Below are 18,673 nucleotides of genomic sequence, written 5' to 3' on the forward strand. Positions count from 1 at the left end.
CTCCTTCCGGCTTTATCACGCTTTCCATAAGCCGGATGGAGAAGCGCGAAACTGAAAAAAGATATAGGCGGTCCGCCCTTTCGTACAATCGCTCCGGCCTTTGGTCTTTAGCTTTTAGACGGTCCCGGATCGGCGGCGGCCCGGGCCTTTTCTTCCCAGCCCCCGCGCTCATCCTGCTGCCAGTAGTGCAATTCGTGGCCGTTTTCGCGCATCGCCTTCCAGTGGCCGCGCGCCCGCGCCACCGCCGAGTCGTCGCCGCCGTCAAACAGCAGCAAAATCCGGGCGAAGCGGGCGGGATCGCTAGGCCAGACCCCGTCGGTCAGAACCAGAACCTCGGCGCCATTGGGATTTTCCTCGTCGATGGTCAGCCAGACCGGCTGGTCGGCCCCGTCGCCGTCGCGGGCCGTCCCATGGGGAAGCCATGATCCGGCGTCGAAGGTCCACAGCAGGCTGTTCAGGCCATCGACCCGTTCTGGCGAACCGGCCATGACCACCGCGCGCTGGTCCCCCTTGCGCACTCGCGCCAACAGCCGGGGCAAGGCGTCTTCCAGGGTCGATCGTTGTAAATGATAGAAATCAAAGCGGCTCATCGCCGCAGTTTATCCCAGGCGATCGCCCGAACGGGAACAAAAAAGCGCCGGCTCCCTGGTGGGGGAACCGGCGCCCGTTCTCCGGGAAAGGCGGCGAAAGACTACTTCTTGTCGGCCATTTTGACCGGAATGAAGGTCCGGGTTCCGCGCAGCTCGACCAGCAGAAGAACGGTCTTGCGTCCCTCGTCCTTGGCCTTGGCCACCGCCTTGACCACGTCTTCGGGCGAGGCGACCTCGGTCTGGTTGATCTTGACGATCAGCGTCCCGGGCTCCAGACCCTTTTCCTGGGCGTCGCTTTCATTGGTGACATCGGTCACCACCACGCCTTCCGAGGCGGCATCGAAGCCGAACTGGCTGCGCAGGCGGTCATCGAGCTTGGTCACCGTCAGGCCGATGGTGGCGACGGCGGTGCCGCCCTGGGAATCGGTGACGCCGCTGGTTTCGGGTTCGTTCAGCAACCCCTCGTCCTCGGCCACCTCCAGTTCACCGACCTTCATCTTCAGGTCCTGGCGCTTGCCCTCGCGCCAGACACCGATGGCGGCGTCCTTGCCGATTTCGGTTTCGGCGACGATCCGCGGCAGGGTCCGCATATCGGGGACCGGACGGCCATCGAACGACACGATGACATCGCCGACCTTGAGACCGGCGGCGGCCGCAGGCCCACCGGGGGTAACGGCGGCGATCAGGGCGCCGGCGGATTTTTCAAGACCCAGGCCCTCGGCGATCTCGTCGGTCACCGACTGGATGCGCACGCCAATCCAGCCGCGACGGGTACGGCCGAACTTCTTGATATCGTCGATCACCTGATGGGCAAGGTTGGAGGGCACCGAGAAACCGATGCCGATCGACCCGCCCGAGGGGCTGAAGATCGCCGTATTGATGCCGATCACCTCGCCATGCATGTTGAACAGCGGCCCACCGGAATTGCCCTTATTGATCGCCGCATCGGTCTGGATGAAGCTGTCATAGGGTCCGGCGTTGATATCGCGGGTCTTGGCGCTGATGATGCCGGCGGTCACCGTGCCGCCGAGGCCGAAGGGATTGCCGATCGCCATCACCCAATCACCCACCCGGGCGGCTTCCGAATTGCCCCAGGGCACGGCGGTCAGCGGCTTGTCGGTCTTGATGCGCAGCAGGGCGACGTCGGTCTTTTCGTCCTTGCCGACCAGCTCGGCCTTGATCGCCGTATCGTCATGCAAGATCACCGTGATCTCGTCGGCATCCTGGATGACGTGGTTGTTGGTGACGATATAGCCCGCGGCGTCGACGATGAAGCCCGAGCCCAGCGAGGTCGCCCGGCGCGGGGTCTTGGGCTGGACGCCGCCGCCCGGCCCGCCATGGCGTTCGAAGAAATCCTTGAAGAACTCCTCGAAGGGCGACCCCGGCGGGAACTGGGGCATTTCCGGACCACGATCGGCATCGATGGTCTGGGTGGTGGAGATGTTGACCACCGCGGGCAACAAACCCTCGGCGAGATCGGCGAAGCTTTCGGGGATCTCGCGGGCCTGGGCGGAGAACGGCGCGATGGCCAGGGAGAAGGCGACCAGGGCCGGCGCCAGGGCGCGGCGCAGGCGGCCCGCGGACCCGGCTCCGTTGGAAGCGGTGCGATCAAGCACGGATTGAAACACGGGTTGAACTCCTTCTTGACCCATGGAGCCTTTCGGCGCGGCCGCCATCACCCTAAAGCGGCGGCGGCGCTCGGACAGCTATCGAGAACGGGGTTCCCGGATTGACGGACCCGGGGGAAATCTGGGCAGGGCACGGGCGGCGATCAACCGGTGACGGGCACCTCCCCTCGTCTTTGTACGCAGGCGAGGCTGAGCGCCAAAGGTGGCGGAAATTCGCAAGCCAAAGTGTCGAAAGGGACAATTTCATGGCTTGGCGATACCGGTCTTTTTCCGGCCGAAGACGCCAACGGCGGCCCGAACCCTGGTTCGAACCGCCGTCGTCTGATCGTTTCGCGTGCAGCCCGTCAGGCCGGTCAGCGCGGCGCCGGGGCCGTTCCGCCCTGGGTGCCGAAGTAGCGGAAGAAATCGCTGTCGGGCGACAACACCATGGTGGTGCTGCTATCGGATAGCGCCTTGCGATAGGCTTCCATCGACCGGTAGAACGAGAAGAACTGCGGATCGGCGCCAAAGGACTCGGCGTAGATCTTCACCGCCATGCCGTCGCCCTCGCCGCGCAACACCTGCGAGCGGTTCTGGGCCTCGGCCACCAGCACGGTCTTTTCGCGATCGGCCCGGGCCCGGATCTGCTGGGCCAGTTCCTGACCCTGGGCGCGGAATTCGCGGGCTTCGCGTTCGCGCTCCGAGCGCATGCGATCAAAGATCGACTGGCTGGTTTCCTCGGGCAAATCGGCCCGACGGATGCGCACGTCGGTCACGGCGATGCCCAGGTTCTTGGCCTCATGATCCACCGCATTGCGGATATCGACCATGATCTGGGTCCGCTCCTTGGACAGCAGCGTGGCCAGGGTGGTGTTGCCCAGAACCCGGCGCAGCGCCGAGATGACGATATCAGACAGCCGCGAGGCGGCCTGGGCCTCGTTGTTGACCGCCTGATAGAAGCGCAAGGGATCGGCGATGCGATAGCGCATGAAGGTATCGGCGACCAAACGCTTCTGATCGGCGAGGATCAGCTGTTCGGCCGGCGGATCAAGGGCCAGCACGCGCTTGTCGTAAAGCACCGTGTTCTGAATGAACGGCACTTTGAACTTCAGGCCAGGGTCCTGAACGGTGCGAACATACTCACCGAACTGGAAGACCAGCGCCTGCTGGGTCTGGTTGACGATGAAAAGCGACGAATAGAGTCCGATCACCGCGAGGACGGCGACGACGCCAAGAGCCACCAGGGACTTTCTCATCGGCCGCCTCCCTGCGCGGCGGGAAGCCCCGGAATCGGCTGGGACATCGGCCGCAGGGGCGCCCCGGACAGGCCCGAGGGGGCGATCGCGGCGGCGCCACCCTGGCGGGCGCGCACTTCAGGCAAGGGCAGGTAGGGCACGACACCCTGACCGTTCTTGTCGATGATCACCTTGTTCACGTTGCGCAGAACCTCCTCCATGGTTTCCAGGTAGATGCGCTGGGTGGTGACGTCGCGGTTGAGGCGATAGCCTTCGAGCACGGAATTAAAGCGGGCCACGTCGCCCTGGGCTCGGTTGACGATCTCCTCGCGATAGGCTTCCGCCTGCTGGAGCAACTGCTCGGCCTGGCCGCGAGCCTCGGGGATCACCGAGTTGCGATAGGCTTCGGCCTCGTTGCGCAGGCGTTCGCGATCGGCGCGCGAGCGCTGGACATCGTTGAAGGCATCGACGACCTGGGCCGGCGGATCGACTTTCAGCAACTGGACGCGGCGGATGGTGATGCCGGCGTTGTATTCGTCCATCATCGCCTGCAGCAGTTCCTTGGTCCGGTCCTCGATCTGCTGACGACCTTCGGTCAAAGCCACCTGGATCGGCGTCTGGCCGATCACCTCGCGCATGGCGCTTTCGGCGGCGCGGTTGACCGTGCCTTCGGGGTCGCGAAGATTGAACAGGAAGGCGCCGGCGTCCTTGATCACCCAGATGACCGAGAAATCGATATCGATGATGTTCTCGTCACCGGTCAGCATCAGGCTTTCCTCCAGCACGTCGCGGGAGGGGGTCCGGCCCCGGGCGTTCTCACCGATGCCGCGGAAGCCAAGCTCGATGCGGTTTTCAACCGTCACCTTGGGAAGGATCACCGCCTCGATGGGATAAGGCAGATGGTAATGCAACCCGGGCGGGGTGGTGTGGGTGAATTCGCCAAAGCGCATGACCACGCCCTGCTCGTCGGTGCCCACCCGGTAGAACCCGGTCAGCAACCAGACGGCCAAGGCCAGGATCGCGACTAGGCCGATCCCCTTGTTGCCCAAATTGCCGCCGGGCACCATCTTGCGAAAGCGCTCTTGGCTCCGCCGCAGCATTTCTTCCAGATCGGGGGGTTGGCCGCCCGAACCGCCGCCAAAGCCCCGGCCGTTGCCGCCGCGCCCGCCACTACCCCAGGGTCCGCCGCCGCCGCCCCCGCCGCCGCCCCAGGGGCCGCCTCCCTGCTGGTTCCATCCCATTGAACGAAGTCCCTTTCGCGTTTAAAGCTTCGAAACACCATACCGCCGCCGTCGACAATGACCACACCGGATCCAGAGTTATAGGGCAGCCGACGCATTGGGGCAAAGGTCGCGACCCAAGCCCCTGTCGTTCCCCCTGCACTCCACGCCCGACGGCGGCGTCTTCCATATCGGTCCAACGCGAAGGGGTTTCAACAAATGGCAAGCGTAACCCGGGACGATGTTCTTGGCGCCCTCACGCGGATCGTTCCGCCCGGGGCCGACCACGACGTGGTTTCCCTGGGCTGGATCGACGGCGTCGCCATCCAGCCCGGCGGTCTGGTCAGCGTCTCGCTGGCCGTGCCCGCCGCCCTTGGCCCCTCGCTCGAACCGCTTTCGCGCCAGGCCGAAGATGCGCTACGCGCCCTGGCCGGCGTGACCCGGGCCACCGTCATCTTGACCGCCCAGCGTCCGCCCCAGGCGGAGAACGCCCAACAACGTCCGCCCCAGGCGGAGAAAAAGCCGCAGCCGGGCGCCGGGGGCCATGGCCACGCCACGTCGCAGGCCCGCATCGAGTTGCCCGGGGTGCGCCACATCATCGCCGTGGCCTCGGGCAAGGGCGGGGTGGGAAAATCCACGACCGCGGTCAATCTGGCCCTGGGGCTGACGGCGCTTGGCCTGAAAGTGGCGCTGTTTGACGCCGACATCTATGGCCCGTCGATCCCGCGCATGTTGGGCGTCGCCTCGGTCAAGCCGGTGGCCAACGGCAAAAAGGTGATGCCGGTGACCAATCATGGGCTGTCGATGATGTCGATCGGCTTCATGATCGCCGAAGACGATCCGATCATCTGGCGCGGACCGATGGTGATGGGGGCGCTTGAACAGTTGCTGCGCGATGTCGACTGGGGCACGCAGGACGTGATGGTGGTCGATATGCCACCGGGCACCGGCGATACCCAACTCACCATGTGCCAGCGCGTCGCCTTATCGGGGGCGGTGATCGTCTCCACCCCCCAAGATATCGCCCTGCTTGATGCGAAGCGCGGTCTGGCGATGTTCCGCCGGGTCGATGTGCCGGTGCTCGGGCTGATCGAGAACATGAGCTATCACCTGTGCACGAACTGCGGCCACCGCGAGGATGTCTTCAGCCACGGCGGGGCGCGGCGCACGGCCCAAGAGCTTGGCGTACCGTTCCTGGGCGAACTACCGCTCGACATCCGCATCCGCAGCGGCTCCGACGAGGGTATGCCGATCACGCTTTCCGACCCCGAGGGTGATCACGCCCTCGCCTATAAGGCCATCGCCCGGGCGGTCTGGACCAGCCTGGAAAGCGCCGCGCCGGCCGCGCCAAACGTCGGGTCTCAATGACCCCCGAATCACCAGGGCGGGCGTTTCCGATTTCGGGGGCTTTGCATCGGCGACGATCCCCCCTATATTGGGGGTGCCGGCTTGTCCGGCTATGACGCTAAACCCTTTATGGAATAAGCGTTGTGGACCCGGGGGCGGTACCCGGCGCCTCCACCATTCGCCCAAGTCTCCGGCCTCAGCGCCGGAGACCGGGTTCCTGGGGGCGAAATAGGATCGACACGCGTGGTAAAGATAAAGGTTGTGTTCGGCATGGTATCCACCGTTATCGGGCCAACTCTGACAAGTGCCAACGACAACGTTGAACTTGCCGCTGCGGCCTAAACACCCGTAAGCGCGGTTCGGGGGGGCACCGGGCAACAGAAGCCCCCCCACTTCCCTACAAGGCGGCCCGACAGGCCGCCTTTTGTTTGAACGGCGCCGCCTCGCCCGGCTTGACAGGCGAGCTATGCGCGAAACATCTGGAAATATGCGTGCTCGGGCGTTGTCAATGGCGCCGGAGGGTTTATGCTAGACATACGACTGCGAATTGGCCCGCAGACAGCACGGATTCAGGGAACGCACGTGGACGAACGAATCGAACATTTCGCCTATGATCGTATGGTGGAGCAGGCCTTGCGCGGCGTTCTGCGCGAGGCGCTCAAGGTTACCGAGCGCCAAGGTCTGCCCGGAGCCCACCATTTCTACATAACCTTCCATACCAGTCATCCGGGTGTCGTGCTCTCGCCGCGGCTGAGAAGTCAGCATCCCGATGCCATGACCATCGTCTTGCAAAACCAGTTCTGGGATCTGGCGGTCGACGACGATCTGTTTTCCGTCAGCTTGTCCTTTGGCGGAATTCGTGAACTGCTGACCATTCCCTTCGAGGCCGTCACCGCCTTCGCCGATCCCCATGCCACCTTCGGCCTGCAGTTCCAGGGGGCCCTGGAGCAAGACGACGACGAGGAAGACGACGAAGAGGACGAGGACGAGGACGACGACGGCATCGAGACCGACGGGCCCGGGCGCGCCGCCCCGCCCATCGACGATCAAGATGATGTCCGCGACGGCGCCAAGGACAACGTCGTCACCCTTGACACCTTTCGCAAGAAGCCCTGACAGCCCCAGGCGATCGGGAGTCCGACCCGCCCTGTCGGCTCCCCCTCCCGCGAGTGTGACGCCCCCTTCGCCGGCCGGGCGGGGGCGCCCCATCAAGATGACCGGCGACCACCACGCCCATGAATAAGGGGTGGGGCATGGCGAACGTCCCGCCCCACCCACCAAGGCCCATCCAAGGCCCATGACCATAAGCCCCCCTCGCCCGGGGGACGGCTGTTGAAATGACCGATGTATCGGGGGATACCAGGATCATGATCGATCGCGCTTTCGCGGACGTCTTTCCCTTGGCGGAGGATAAAACCCTCTACCGCGCTCTCGAAGGGACGGAGGGGTTGGTTTCGGTGGAGCGGTTCCGCGGCGAGGAGATGCTGGTCGTCGCCCCCGAGGCCCTGACCCGTCTGGCGCAAGAGGCCTTCCGCGACATCGCCCATCTGCTGCGCCCGGCCCATCTTTCCCAGCTGCGCGCCATCATGGACGATCCCGAGGCTTCGGCCAACGACCGCTTCGTCGCCCTGGAACTGCTGAAAAACGCCAATATCTCGGCCGGCATGGTCTTGCCGATGTGCCAGGACACCGGCACGGCGATCATTCAGGGCAAGAAGGGCCAGCGGGTGTTTTCGGGCGACGACGACGCCCTCGCCCTGTCGGAAGGCGTGGCCCGGACCTATCAGACCCTGAACCTGCGCTATTCGCAGATGGCGGCGCTGTCGGTTTTCGACGAGGTCAATACCGGCAACAACCTGCCCGCCCAGATCGACCTCTACGCCACGCCGGGCGACGCCTATAAATTCCTCTTCATGGCCAAAGGCGGCGGCTCGGCCAATAAGGTCTTCCTTTACCAGCAGACCAAGGCCCTGCTCAATCCCGAGAGCCTCGCCCGCTTCCTTGACGCCCAGGTGCGCACGCTGGGCACCGCCGCCTGCCCGCCCTATCACCTGTCGATCGCCATCGGCGGCACCAGCGCCGAGGCCTGCCTGAAGGCGGTGAAACTGGCCAGCGCCAAGTATCTCGATGGCCTGCCGACCACCGGGGGCAAGGATGGCCACGCCTTCCGCGATCTGGCGCTCGAGGCCGAGGTTCTGGCGATGACCCGGGCCATGGGCATCGGCGCCCAGTTCGGCGGCAAGTATTTCTGCCACGACGTGCGCGTTGTCCGCCTGCCCCGCCACGGCGCGAGCTGCCCGGTGGGCATCGGCGTCTCCTGCTCGGCCGACCGCCAGATGCTGGGCAAGATCACCGCCGAAGGGCTGTTCCTCGAACAGCTTGAAACCAATCCCGCCCATTACCTGCCCGACGTGCGCACCGAGAAGCTGTCGGCCGAGGTGGTCAAGATCGACCTGTCGCGGCCGATGGCGGAAATCCGCGCGACGCTCAGCGGCTATCCGATCAAGACCCGGGTCTCGCTGTCGGGGCCGATGATCGTCGCCCGCGACATCGCCCACGCCAAGCTCAAGGAACGGCTGGATCGCGGCGAGGGCCTGCCCGAGTACTTCAAGAACGGCGCGGTCTATTACGCCGGCCCGGCCAAGACCCCGGCCAATTACGCCTCGGGCTCCTTTGGCCCGACCACCGCCGGCCGCATGGACGCCTATGTCGATCTATTCCAAGAGAACGGCGGCTCGATGGTGATGATCGCCAAGGGCAACCGTTCCAAGGCGGTGACCGAGGCCTGCAAGAAGCACGGCGGGTTCTATCTGGGCTCGATCGGCGGCGCCGCCGCCCAACTGGCCCTCAACAGCATCCGCAAGGTCGAGGTTCTGGAATACCCGGAACTGGGCATGGAAGCCATCTGGCGCATCGAGGTCGAGGATTTTCCGGCCTTCATCATCGTCGATGACAAGGGCAACGACTTCTTCCAGCAGCTTTGAGACTGCGATTGCGCGTCTCCTCCCCCGGTTCGAGAGGGAGGAGGCGGTGGAGCGAAGCGGGAGCCGGACCAAGCATGGATGACAAAGAACGCGGCCGCTATGTGCGGGCCCTGCTGCCGGTGATGCGGGCGGCCCTGGGACAGGTGGAATCGCGCGATATGACCGATGCCACCGGTCTTTATCTCGATGGGGTTCTGTTCGCCCTGGTCTCGGGCGGGCGTCTGCATTTCCGCACCGACCCGATCAACCGCGAGGATTACGATCGCTGGGAGGCGACCAGCGGGCGCGAGTCGGAGTTCTTTTCCGGCGGCCTGCCGGCGGGCGGACAGAAGTTCCGCGTCGTCCCGCCCTTCGTTCTCGATGACGGGGATACCCTGGCCCAATGGGGACGCGCCGCCTGGGAAGCGGCCAAACGCGCCCGCGTCCCGGCCCATCGCTGACCCCCTTCTCCGCTCCTGCGCCATCAGCGCGCCCTGCAACCTTTCGGGTGCTCATCCGTTCTTGGAAGACGGAAAGCACCCCATGCGGACACTTGATCTGCTTCGGTGTCGGACAGACAGGGGTCCCCCGGCATGCCCAGGGACATGCAGAGATCACGGAGAAACAAAGACAATGGACCAGGTCGCTTTCGATCCAACTGTGCGCAAACGGTCGGTCACCATCGCCGGACACCGCACCAGCGTCTCGCTGGAGGAGCCCTTTTGGGACGCCCTCAAGGATCTCGCCAAGGCCCGTGGACAATCGGTCAATGACATGGTGACCGAAATCGACGCCGGCCGCAGCGGGAATCTCTCCAGCGCCATCCGCATCAAGGTGCTTGAAGCCTATCGGGAGGCGCCATCCTATAAGGAAAGCCGGCGCCGCGTTGGCTGACGGACCCGGGCCGATAACGCTCGCGCCCGGGCTCACGTCGTCCCTGTCGGCTTGAGCACGCGCTTTGCCCCCGCCCTCGGCGATCAAAGAAAATCCCCAGCGATCTGAACCAGATCGCGAAGACGATTTTCTTGGCTATCAAACCCTTGAAGCGGTGTGCGGGGACCAAGTCCCAGGCACGGCGCTCTACCGCAAGGGCGGGGTGAGCACGCGGACCACCGGTTTGGCCAGGGGGCCGCGAATTCCAAAAGGAATATCGTCGGGAAGGGCGATATCCTTGGCCAAAGCGGCGCGGGCCTCGGGCGACAGCGCCACCCGGCCCTGGGCATCAATGCTATCACGCCCCAGATCCAGACGGCCGCTCAGGCTGGCCGAGAAATCGGCGGCGCGCAGGCTGATCGCCTCGAAGCTGACCACGCCCTTTTCAAGGCTAAAGGGACCATTGAGATCAAGGGCCGCCCCGGGTGTCGGCCCTCCGACCGCGCCTTTCGGTCCGGCGAGATCGCCAAGGCCGCCAAGCAGTCCGGCCAGACGGGCCAGCCCGCGCCCGGGCGCGGACGGGTCGCTCACGTCGATCGCCGTCAACGACAACACCCCTTTGCCCGAGAGCGTCGAGACAAGGTCTTCCTCGCCCCGCGCGGCGAGATCAAGCACCAGCGATCCGCTGCCGCTTCCCCCCGCCATCCCGCGGGCGGCCAGATAGTCGCCGGCCTTGAAGCCGTCCAGGGTCAGCCCCAGGGTATAAGCCGCCATGGGCCCGGGCGTTCTCTGCGCCGTCGCCTTCAGACGGCCACCATAAAGCGTGCCCTCCACCGGGCTCAGGGTAACGACGCCATCGACCAGCTTCGCCCGCAGGGAGGCCTGCTCAAGACGCAGGCCGGCGTAGGTCAGGCTCGTCGCGCGCAGGGCGAGGGCGCCGTCCACATCGGCCAAGGCCTCCTTGTCGGGCGGGCTCGCCACCGCCCCCTCGCTGGTCGCCACCCGCCGCAAGGGCAGCAAAGAGGGCGGCGCGACACTGCCGCCGCCCAGCATCAGGCCGGCCGCCCGAACCGCCCTCGGCCGCTCCAGCGCCGACAGCCGCGAGGCCGGCAACAGCGGATCAAGATCCAAATCCCCGGCCTGAAGATCGGCCTCGACAAAGGGGCGGTCGCCCTTGCGGTTTACGGCGATCGAGCCGCTGAGCGGAACCGCGCCCACCGTCGCCTGGATATCGCTTAACGCCATCGTTGAAAGATCGCCGGCCAATTGGCCCTGCAGCCGCAAGGCCCCGGGCAGGCCCTGGGCCCGATAGCCGGGAAAGACCATGGCAAGGAACGACGCCGCATCGGGATGGGCAAAGCCGATCCCCATGCTCAGCGTCGGAACGCCGGCAAAGGCGCCGACCAGCGTTCCCTCGGTATTGAGCGTGGCGCCATCGCCGGTGGTCGTGGTTCGCAGGGTCAGGGCGTTGGCGGTGCCATTGACGGTTCCGGTCAGCACCAGCTTGTCGATGGACTCGATGGCCAGCGGCAAATCCAGGCGCAGGGCGCGCACGACGCGGGCGGGATCGGGAATTTCGATATCATAGGTCAGATTATCGAAGCCGGGCGCTCCGCCAAAACCGCTCACGGCACCGCCGAGCCCTAAGCGCATGCCGCCCGGTCCGTCGGCGACCGTGGCCTCGGCCAGGGTGAGCTTGCCTTTGACCAGCGATCCCTTGACGGCGATGCCGCCATAGCTTTCGCCGCCCAGGGTCACCGCCCCGGCCTTGAAATCGAAACTGGTATCAAAGGCGTTCAGGCGCTCGAACCCGGCCAAAAGCGGCAGGGGATCGCCCGTCGCCTGGGCGGCCTCCGAGCGATAGGCGTCGAGATCAAGACGATCGACCATCACCGTGGCGCCGATCCCCGGACGTTTGCCCGGCCGCAGGGTGAAGGCGCCGCGGATCTGACTGGTATCAAGAGACACATCAAGGCCGGTGATCTTCACCTGCGCCGCCGTTCCCACCACGGTCGCCTGACCATCGAAGCGGCGCAGACGGTCGCCGGGCACGCCGCCGACGTCAACCTTCAGCCAATCCAGCAAAGCCCGCAAATTATCCGACCGCCCGGCCAGGGTCAGATCGATCGCCAGCCCCTCGGTCGGAGTGGTGAGAAAACCAAAGGCCGAGACATCGGACACGCCGGGCAGCCGCGCCGACAATTGATTGATCGTGACCTCGCCCTTGCTCAGCGCCGCGCTCAGCCGCAAATCGCGCAGAGCCGAACCGTTATAGATCGCCGCGTCGACGGCGAGATCCAGGGTGACGGCCAGATCCTGGGGAAAGCGCCAAGCCGGCGGCTTCTCTTCGGCATGGGCGACGGCCAGCGCCGCCGGGGATCCGCCCGGCTGGTCGCTCCAGGCGGTCTTCCAAGCCTCGAGGTCGATGCGCGAGGCGACGAACGCCGCATCGATGCGCGGCACCGCCCCGAAGACCGCCGAGGCCCCGCCCTTGACCTCGTTCCCCGCCAGTTGCACCACCATATCGTCGAATTTGGCGGCGGCGGAGGACAGTTCGATGCGCGAATTCACCCGCAAGGGCAGTTTCATCGGCCCGGCGGACAGGCCGAGGTCCCGTCCCATCGCCGCGCCCAGGCGATCAAGGGCGGCGGCCGGATCGTCAACGGCAAGGCCCATGCTGCCGCGCAGGGTCGGTCCGGTTGAAAGCCCCGAAACCAGCCCGGTCAGTTCAAAAACCGAGGGCTGGTTCTCAAGCCCCAGCTTTATGCCGACCTGGGTGGCCCGCCCCGCGTCGATCGCCCCGATCATCGCCTGAAGGCTGACCGGCAGGCCAAGGGCGGTGGCCCGCCCCTGAAGGGAAAACGGCCCGTTCAGGCGGTCGGCGACCAGCGTCACATCGAGATTGTCGATCACCCGTTCCGTGCCGCCATCGCGGTAGCGAACTACGCCATCGACGATCTCGACGTGATTGAAGGCGACCTCCAGCGGATCGGCGCTCTCGACCGGCGGCGCGCCGGGCAGACGGCCATCGACCTCGTCGCCGCCGCCCTGCCCGGCCCGCATCTCCCAATTGCCGCGCCCATCGGCGAGGCGTTCGAGAACGATCACCGGGCGGATGATCTCGACCGAGCGCACGACCACCTCGCCATGCAACAGCGGCAGCAGATCGACCTTGACCTGGACCGAGTCCACCCGCGCCATCACCGGATCGGAGCCGCCCGGCGCATTGGCCAGACTGACCCCTTGCGCCGCCAGGGCGGGGGTGGGCAGCAGATGAAGCGACAGATCGCCTTCGACGACCAGGGCCCGGCCGGTGATCCGCTGGATTTCCGCGCTCAGCCGGTCACGGTACAAATTCCAGTCGACGAAGGAGGGAACGGCAAGGACGGTCCCCACCATCAGGGCGATAAGGACGACCGTTCCAAACAATAGCGTCCGCATGCCCGCATGCCTTTATCGTTAAGAAAAAAGGAGCGGACCCTCTGCGATAAAGCGTACCTCACAGGGTCCGCGGGAAGTCGAGTGGTGGAGCCTTCCGCACGGGGTCCCGGCCGGCAGGCGCCCGACACCATAAGCCGACACCATAGGGGGCGATCAGTCCGAAGGCAAAAGAAGCGTCATCGTCCAGCCGGCGGTGGCGGTGGCCGGGGGATCAAAGCGCACGGGACGCGCATTGCCGATTCGCTCGACGGAATCGCCGATCCCCAAGCGATCGCGCAGCACCCGCATGGTGCCGGAATGGCCAACGATCAGGGCTGGCGCCGCGACCCGTACCGCCTGGAACCCCTCCCAGACCCGGTCGCGAAAGGCCAGCCAGCTTTCCCCGCCGGGCGGCGTCTCGAGATTATCGGGCTTTTCGGCCATCGGCCGTCCCTCCAGATCGCCCCAATGACGTTCCTTCACCTGATCGACGATCAGCGGCACCAGACCCAGGCGGCCGGCCAAAGGGGCCGCCGTCTGCGAGGTGCGGCGAAGCGTGCTGCAGACGATGGCGCGGATCGGCTCGGCGGCCAGGCAATCGGCGACCGCCTCGGCTTGGCGCTCGCCCTCCTCGGAGAGCGGCACATCCAGCCAGCCGCCGATCAATTCGCCGCGGTTGGTCACGCTTTCGCCATGGCGCACAAAATAGAAAGGTCCATCGAATAATCCGCTCGCCTGGGCTGGCGCCATCACGTCTTCTCCTTCAAAAATCCTATCGAGGCCCCCGCCAGAGAGGCTTTCGATAAAACCCCGGGGAGCGCCTCAAACATGGGGGTCAGATACCGCCTGCGCGAGGGGGAACAAAAAAACCAGGGCGCAAGGGCCGGCCCGCAATAGCAAAAGGGCGGTCCGAAGACCGCCCCCCGCCAAACAAAACGTCTTGGTTCGTTCGATTAGAACGCCAGGACGATACCGGTGACGGCGCCGAAGCCTTCACGGCTGGCGTCGACATTGGACGAACCGATGCCAGTCTCGCCGTAGAACACGTTGCCGACCAGATCGATGCCCGGGCCCATCTTGTAGTCGCCACCGATCTTATAGATCGCGGCATCCACACCGGACTTGCTGTCGTTGTCGGTCTGGCCGTAGGTGAAGCCGACGCTGTAGGGGCCAACGGCATAGGACAGACCAGCGGTCCACACGCGACCTTCGCTGGCGTCAGCGTCCCAGCTGGCAACAGCGGCAGCCGACTGATCGTCGTATTCGGTGTAGGCGCCACCCAGGGTGAAGCCGGCATACGACACGTTCACGCCGCCCTGGTAGATCCACAGGTTCGACTGGGTCGCGGCAGCGGCGCTGGCCTTCAGGCCGACGTCACCGAACTCGGCGTCATAGCCAACGGCCATCTGAACCAGATCGCGGTTCTTCTTGGTCGGGGCGACGATAGAGGAGTTGTTGGCGCGCGGGCCCCCCACGTTCGGGGTGTACGACACGCCGGCGCTGAAGCCGTAGAACTGCGGGGTCACATAGGTGACCTTGGCGTCGTCATCGTCAAGCGACTGATCGAGGTAAAGCTGAGTGACGCTGCCATTAATACCGTTGCCGGCACCAAGCCAGCTCTTCGAGTCGTCGAGAGAGACAGACCCAACAGTCGGAGCGACGACCATGAACTCGTCGAACACGCCCGAACGCTGACCGGCTTCGATCTTACCGAAAGCGCCAGAAACGGTGACCCACTGCTTGTCGGCGTTGTTGGCGTTGTCGGCCTCGGCCTCGAGCTCGATGCGGGCGGCGACGGTGATGCCGTTGTCGAGGGTCGTCGAACCGGAGAAGTACACTTCGGTGTCGGTGTCGATACCGAAGCCGTCCTCACGGCCACCGTCCTTCGTGGAGGCGACGCCACCGAAGTACTGCTCCTGCTTACCACCCAGCTTCAGGGTGATCGGGTCGGCGGCAACGGCGGCTCCGGCGAAAGCGCCAGCGGCAACCAACATGGTGGTGCCGAAGAGAACCTTTTTCATGTGCTTTTCCTCATTAACCATTAGAGCAGCGACCCCCCAGGGCCGGGTGCGGTTCGAGACCCCCCGAATAAGCCATTTTTCATCCCGGGGGTCAATTTCCCGAACCGGGGGCCCGTGGCGTTTTTCAAACACTGTTGCAGAATGAATACACCCGTCGGAATGGAAAAGGGGGCGGCCCCCGCAAGGACCGCCCCCCACCCTCAAACCCACGAGAGGGTCGACTTAGAACGCCAGCACGATACCGGTGACGGCGCCAACGCCTTCGCGCGAGCCGGCGGCGGTGTTGGAGTCGTTCTCACCGTAGAAGACGTTACCAACCAAGCTGATGCCCGGGCCCATCTTGTAATCGGCGCCAAGCTTGTAGATGGCATTGTCGCCACCGCTCTTGTGGTTGGTCTGGGCGTAGGCGAAGCCAACGCTGTAGGGGCCGGTGGCGTAGCTGAGGCCGGCGGACCACAGACGGCCCTCGCTGCTCGGCGCGGTCGAATAGACGGTGCCGCTGGACGCGCTCTCGTCGTCGATCTCGGTGTAGGTGCCGCCCAGGGTGAAGCCGGCATAATTGGCGCTCAGGCCGCCCTGGTAGATCCAGAAGTTCGACTGGGTGGCGGCGGTGGCGCTGGCCTTCACGCCGATATCGCCGAACTTGTTATCATAGCCGATACCGAACTGAGCCAGATCGCGGTTCTTCTTGGTCGCCGGAACGAGGCTGCCGCCGGGCTGCGGGGTATAGGAGGCGCCGGCGCTGAAGCCATAGAACTTCGGCGTGAAGTAGCTGATCTTGGCGTCGTCGTCGTTCAGCGTCTGATCAAGGTTGTAGTAGTTGGACCCGCGCGCGAACGAAGAGGTGCCGGCATAGCCCAGCCAGTCGGCGGTATCGTTCAGCGACACCCAGCCAACGACGGGGGCGTAAACGGTGAGTTGGTCGAAGGCGCCTTCCTTCTGGCCGGCCTGGATCTTACCGAAGGCGCCCGAAACGGTGACGTACTGCTCGTCGGCGTTGACGGCGTTATCGGCCTCGGCCTCAAGCTGGATCATCGCGGCAACGGTGATGCCGTTGTCGAGCGTGGTCGAGCCCTTGAAATAGACCTCGGTATCGGTGTCGACGCCAAAGCCGTCTTCGCGGTTGCCGTCCTTAAAGGTCGACACGCCACCGAAGTACTGCTCCTGCTTACCGCCCAAGGACAGCGAGATCGGATCGGCGGCCACGGCCGTACCGGTCAGTGCACCAACGGCAACCAACATCGTGCTGCCGAAAAGGATCTTTTTCATCTGTCTTCCCTCTGAAATATTTGTGTAATAACCCACGGGTCCCGCTGACCGGATTTATCCCCGAACAAATAAGCCGCTTTTCTACGGAGTGGTCAATTTCCCAGACGGACGCGCCCGGCGTTTCCCTTGCCGAGTGGCATAAACACCACAGTCTTTTACCCCTTGGACGGTTTTTTCCCTTCAAGGCTTAATAGAAGCGGTGAGAGATGCTGTTCGTAGCGGCGCCAGCGGGCGACCGAGGTTGCATAGATCGGCTGGCGCACCTGCCAGCGGCTGGCCGTCGCCACCGTCGCCTCCCGCTTATGGAACCTTAGAACCACCTCATCCCAGGCCAGACCGAGGAACTCCAGCATGGTTCGGCTGGCCTTCTCCTGGTCGGCGACCACGTCGGCATAATCGACCTCAAGCATCGGCAGCGGCAGGACCCTGCGCCAATGGGCCATCATCGCCAGATAGGCCCGGGCATAGCGCCCCAGCGAAACCAGATCGTGGCGGTATTCGTGGCCGCCGGCGAAGCTTTGGAAATACAGGGATAGGCAGGTATCGACCAGATCGCGGCGGCAATGGATGATCCGCGCCTTGGGAAAGGCCAGGGCGAACAAGCCCAGGCGCAGGAAGTTGTTGGGCAGCTTATCGACCACCCGCCGCGCCTTGGGCCCGATTCGGGTCAGTTCGTGCAGATAATGGGCGGTGAAGCGATCAAGGATCGCCCCGTCCAGACCGGCGACACAGGCCGGATAGCCCCGCCGTCCCGCCTCGCCCACCCGCCACGGCAAGGAATGCTCGAAGCGGCTGACATGGGTTAGTTCGCCCGCCCCGGCGGCTTGGGGATGGCTGGCGATGATCTGTTCGACCAAGGTGGTGCCCGAGCGCGGCAGGCCGACCACCAAAACCGGCGTCTCGCTGGGCGACCCCAGGCCGGCGAAGCGCTCGAACAGCGCCGGCGTGAACACCGTGCTCACCGCCTCGACGAAGCGGTCGTGGGCGTCGGCGTCGAAGGGGTGGTCGGCGGCCTTGAGCCGATTTGCTTGGGCGAAGGCGGCGAAGGCGCCGTCATAGTCCTGGCGATCATCAAGCACCTTGCCCGCCGCATAGGCGATATCGGCCGAGACGACGCCGGCGGCGCCTTGGGCCGTCCACCGCTCCAGGATGCGATCGCCCAGCGCCTCGCCGCTCTTCATCTTGCCCGTCGCCGTCAGGCCCAAAGGAATATTGTCGTCTTCGGGCAGGGCGTCCCAGGCCGCGACATAGGCGCTCCGCGCCTCCGGAAAGCGGCCGGCGCGCACCAGGACATCGCCAAGCAGCCGACGGAAGCGCGGATCCTCGCCTTGCGTGCCCAGCCAGCCGACGGCCTCGGCCTCGGCCTCGTCAAGGGCGCCGGTGGTCATCAGGGCGCGGATCAGATTCTTGCGCACCTCCTGGCTTGTCGGCGCCAGGGCCACCGCCCGCCGATAAAGCGCCAGCGAGTCCTCGACCCGGTTGTCCTCGAGCAGGAAATTGGCGGCATCGTTCAGAACCAAAACATCGCCCGGGGCGCGGGCCACGCAGTCTTCCCAGGCAGCGCCGGCCGCTTCGTAATCCTCCTGGGCGGCCAGGATGCGCGCCCGGGCCAGCAGGATCGGCAGCGCGTCGGGGGCCAGGGCCCGCGCCCGGTCGATGGCGCTTCGCGCCCGCCCCAAATCCCCCTGGTCAAGCAGGGCCTGGGCGAGATTGAGATGGGCGAGCGCCATGCCCGGCGCCAGGGCCACCGCCCGACCGAACTGGCGCAGCGCCTCCTCGGTCTGCCCCAGGCCGATCAGACAGCTTCCCAGATTGAGATGGGCGTCGGCGAAATCCTTGCGCGCCCGGATCGCCCGGCGGAACCATTCGGCCGCCGCCGCCAGATCGCCCCGCCGCTGATCGACCAACCCACGCAACAAAAGCGCCTCGGCGGCACGCGGCCGCAGGGCCAGGGCCCGGTCCAAAGCCAGCCGGGCGCGCTGGTCATCCCCCGCCCCCAGCCAATCCCGCGCCGCCCGGATCAACCCTTCGGGGCTGTTAAGATCGGGGCCAGGATCGGGCCGTCCCAGGGCGACGGCGCCGGGGCGAAGGGTCGAAGAGCCGGGCGGTCTGGGCAGGCGGGGCATCG

Annotated in this window: 14 protein-coding genes and 1 other RNA gene; 6 read left to right on the top strand and 9 right to left on the bottom strand. The window is 65.4% G+C overall.

Annotated features, from left to right (window positions below):
• Positions 1–107: 107 nt before the first annotated feature.
• From RRU_RS11395 to hflK, 4 genes are all read right to left on the bottom strand, one after another.
• Positions 108–590: a DNA polymerase III subunit chi gene (locus RRU_RS11395; protein WP_011390049.1), complete on the bottom strand. Its 483-nt coding sequence runs from the start codon at positions 588–590 to the stop codon at positions 108–110.
• Between the two features lie 101 nt (positions 591–691).
• Complete coding sequence (locus RRU_RS11400) at positions 692–2,218, bottom strand: DegQ family serine endoprotease (protein WP_011390050.1); 1,527 nt, start codon at positions 2,216–2,218, stop codon at positions 692–694.
• A 353-nt stretch (positions 2,219–2,571) separates the two neighbouring features.
• Positions 2,572–3,453: a protease modulator HflC gene (gene hflC / locus RRU_RS11405; RefSeq protein ID WP_011390051.1), complete on the bottom strand. Its 882-nt coding sequence runs from the start codon at positions 3,451–3,453 to the stop codon at positions 2,572–2,574.
• Positions 3,450–4,673: an FtsH protease activity modulator HflK gene (gene hflK / locus RRU_RS11410; RefSeq protein WP_011390052.1), complete on the bottom strand. Its 1,224-nt coding sequence runs from the start codon at positions 4,671–4,673 to the stop codon at positions 3,450–3,452. The genes hflC and hflK overlap by 4 nt, the downstream gene beginning before the upstream one ends.
• A gap of 198 nt (positions 4,674–4,871) precedes the next feature.
• On the opposite strand from hflK, the gene RRU_RS11415 reads away from it, so the two are divergent.
• The 6 genes from RRU_RS11415 (at position 4,872) to RRU_RS11440 (ending at position 9,856) form a co-directional block, all read left to right on the top strand.
• Complete coding sequence (locus RRU_RS11415; RefSeq protein WP_011390053.1) at positions 4,872–6,020, top strand: Mrp/NBP35 family ATP-binding protein; 1,149 nt, start codon at positions 4,872–4,874, stop codon at positions 6,018–6,020.
• Between the two features lie 36 nt (positions 6,021–6,056).
• Positions 6,057–6,393, top strand: a transfer-messenger RNA (tmRNA) gene (ssrA, locus tag RRU_RS11420).
• A gap of 188 nt (positions 6,394–6,581) precedes the next feature.
• The gene (locus RRU_RS11425) at positions 6,582–7,115 is read left to right on the top strand and encodes an SspB family protein (protein ID WP_014626329.1); all 534 of its coding nucleotides are present in this window, start codon (positions 6,582–6,584) and stop codon (positions 7,113–7,115) included.
• A 251-nt stretch (positions 7,116–7,366) separates the two neighbouring features.
• Positions 7,367–8,983 carry a fumarate hydratase gene (locus RRU_RS11430; protein ID WP_014626330.1) on the top strand — a complete coding sequence of 539 codons (1,617 nt, stop codon included), beginning with the start codon at positions 7,367–7,369 and terminating at the stop codon, positions 8,981–8,983.
• A gap of 74 nt (positions 8,984–9,057) precedes the next feature.
• On the top strand, positions 9,058–9,423 hold the full coding sequence (locus RRU_RS11435; RefSeq protein ID WP_011390056.1) for a TfoX/Sxy family protein: 366 nt from the start codon (positions 9,058–9,060) through the stop codon (positions 9,421–9,423).
• Positions 9,424–9,595: 172 nt separating this feature from the next.
• Positions 9,596–9,856 carry a ribbon-helix-helix domain-containing protein gene (locus tag RRU_RS11440; protein WP_011389863.1) on the top strand — a complete coding sequence of 87 codons (261 nt, stop codon included), beginning with the start codon at positions 9,596–9,598 and terminating at the stop codon, positions 9,854–9,856.
• Between the two features lie 186 nt (positions 9,857–10,042).
• Here RRU_RS11440 and RRU_RS11445 read toward each other — a convergent pair whose 3' ends face one another.
• The 5 genes from RRU_RS11445 to RRU_RS11465 form a co-directional block, all read right to left on the bottom strand.
• Positions 10,043–13,276 (bottom strand): AsmA family protein, encoded by a 3,234-nt coding sequence (locus RRU_RS11445; RefSeq protein WP_011389864.1) that lies wholly within the window; start codon positions 13,274–13,276, stop codon positions 10,043–10,045.
• Positions 13,277–13,429: 153 nt separating this feature from the next.
• The gene (locus RRU_RS11450; protein WP_011389865.1) at positions 13,430–14,005 is read right to left on the bottom strand and encodes a histidine phosphatase family protein; all 576 of its coding nucleotides are present in this window, start codon (positions 14,003–14,005) and stop codon (positions 13,430–13,432) included.
• A gap of 203 nt (positions 14,006–14,208) precedes the next feature.
• Entirely contained in the window at positions 14,209–15,276 is a 1,068-nt protein-coding gene (locus tag RRU_RS11455) for a porin (protein WP_014626331.1), read from the bottom strand.
• A 222-nt stretch (positions 15,277–15,498) separates the two neighbouring features.
• Positions 15,499–16,545 carry a porin gene (locus tag RRU_RS11460; RefSeq protein ID WP_011389867.1) on the bottom strand — a complete coding sequence of 349 codons (1,047 nt, stop codon included), beginning with the start codon at positions 16,543–16,545 and terminating at the stop codon, positions 15,499–15,501.
• Positions 16,546–16,700: 155 nt separating this feature from the next.
• Positions 16,701–18,671, bottom strand: coding sequence for a tetratricopeptide repeat-containing sulfotransferase family protein (locus RRU_RS11465; protein WP_011389868.1), 1,971 nt, complete (start codon positions 18,669–18,671; stop codon positions 16,701–16,703).
• Positions 18,672–18,673 lie beyond the last annotated feature (2 nt).

Source organism: Rhodospirillum rubrum ATCC 11170 (genome assembly GCF_000013085.1).
Classification (GTDB): Bacteria; Pseudomonadota; Alphaproteobacteria; order Rhodospirillales; family Rhodospirillaceae; genus Rhodospirillum; species Rhodospirillum rubrum.